At 67.3% G+C, this 1,698-nt stretch carries 1 protein-coding gene; it reads right to left on the bottom strand.

Going from position 1 to position 1,698, the window contains the following annotated elements:
- Window positions 1-251 precede the first annotated feature (251 nt).
- A complete protein-coding gene (locus ACGF12_RS35620; protein WP_393039773.1) occupies window positions 252-1,460 on the bottom strand; it encodes an oxygenase MpaB family protein in 1,209 nt (402 codons plus the stop codon).
- Window positions 1,461-1,698: the final 238 nt, after the last annotated feature.

Raw genomic sequence — 1,698 nt, 5'->3', positions numbered from 1 at the left:
CCGCCACCGCCCAGAACTACACCCTCCATACCGAGGTCAAGATCATGGAAGACGGGCTTGCAACTCGCCCACGACGCTAAACGCAGCGGCGTTGGAGCGATGTCCTGTCACCGATCTCCGCAGGGCATCGCTACGGGCGGGGCGTCGACGCCTGAGTCTCCGTCAGACCTGTGCGTGTTCTGAGCCGGGTGGGAAACGCCCCGCGACCCGCCAGTACGGTCGCGGGGCGTCACGCGAGCGGATCCGCCGGTTCAGGCGCCGGGCCGGTTCGCTGTGGGGAGCGTGATCGGGGTCTGCGTCGGCGAGGTACCGTTGTTCAGGTACAGCATCGCGATGCCGCGCAGGGACTGGTCGAACAGGTAGAAGCCGTCGGGCATGATGGGTGACATCCCTTCGCGGAACGCGACGTACATCGGCCATCCGATCTCGATCAGGGCCCGCGACAGCAGGTCGGAGGGCAGGCCGAGCCAGTCGGCGTACTGGTCGCCGATCAGGTAGCGGACCATCTCGCTGACGAATCCGGCGTCCAAGCCTAGGGTGGGGTCCTCGATGTACCCGAGCAGCGTCTGAGCCAGGCTGGTGCCCTCTGTCGTGGAGGCGAGGTCCGGCCACAGCATCTGGGCAGCCTGCGCCTGCGCGTCGGACCAGCTGGCGGGGATGAACTGGTCTTGTACGCCGAGCAGGTGGAGGGCGACCTGCCAGGCGTGCAGGTCCGCGGCCTGCTCCGCGTCCGACAGCGAGACGCCCCACTTCTGCAGGTTGTTGTGCGCGAAGGTGGCCACGGAGTGGAACGTGCGCAGGATGTCGCCGTTGCTGATCGGCGACGGCTGGTCCGAGGTCGCCATGAACTGCGTCGAGGTCGGCAGCAGATTGCGGACAGTGGCGTGCACCAGGCGCGTCTTGTTGGCGGTGACAACGAAGTGACCCGTGGTCTCCCACGCGCTCCCGCTGTGCAGGTCGTAGCCGAAGGTGAAGGTCTTGGCCGCGCGGGCCTTCATGTCGGCGCCGCCGGCGGACCAGTAGACCGCTCTGGCTTCCCGCGGGATCACGGTGCTCAGGATTCCGCTGCCGAGGCTCTCCGACACGAACAGGTAGTTGTTCAGGCGCGTGTAGAGTGCCTCGGACGCGGCGAGCAGGGCGGGGTCGGCCCACGACGGCAGCTGGTTGACCTGCCCCAGGTAGCTGGTCAGGTAGTCCGGCATGCCGGACGGCAGGGAATCGTTGTTGTTGACCCACGACTCCCAGGCCTTGTTGACCGCCGGGATCGAGCCGTCAGCAAGGAGCCGGGCCGCCACCTGGTCCGCTGCGGGGTCCCAGACCGAGAACGAGTCGGTGACCGTGTCGGTACCGGCGATCGAGCCCGTGGACGACCATGACCAGGCCCGGGACATGTCCGTCATGCTCACGAGGCCCAGCGCGGCACCGAGCGACAAGACGCGCCTTCTGCTGAGATTTCCCATTCACTTACCTACTCTCGGGCAGGTTGGACATCACCTTGTGTCTGCGCCCATATTGCAGGAAACGAGCCGGCTACAAGGTTGCCCATCGACGTGATTTCTGATTAACATAACGGCGCGTTCCATCGTCGGCAAGACCTCTGCCTGACCAGACGTCACTGCTGTCGCACAGCGTCGGGGGGGGGGGGGGGGGGCGCCCCCCCCGGGGGGGGGGGGGGCGGGGCGGGGGGGGCGGGGTCGG

The organism is Kitasatospora sp. NPDC048296 (assembly GCF_043201815.1).
Lineage (GTDB): Bacteria > Actinomycetota > Actinomycetes > Streptomycetales > Streptomycetaceae > Kitasatospora.
The sequence above is the reverse complement of the archived record's forward strand: the minus strand, read 5'-3'. Positions and strand labels throughout refer to the sequence as shown.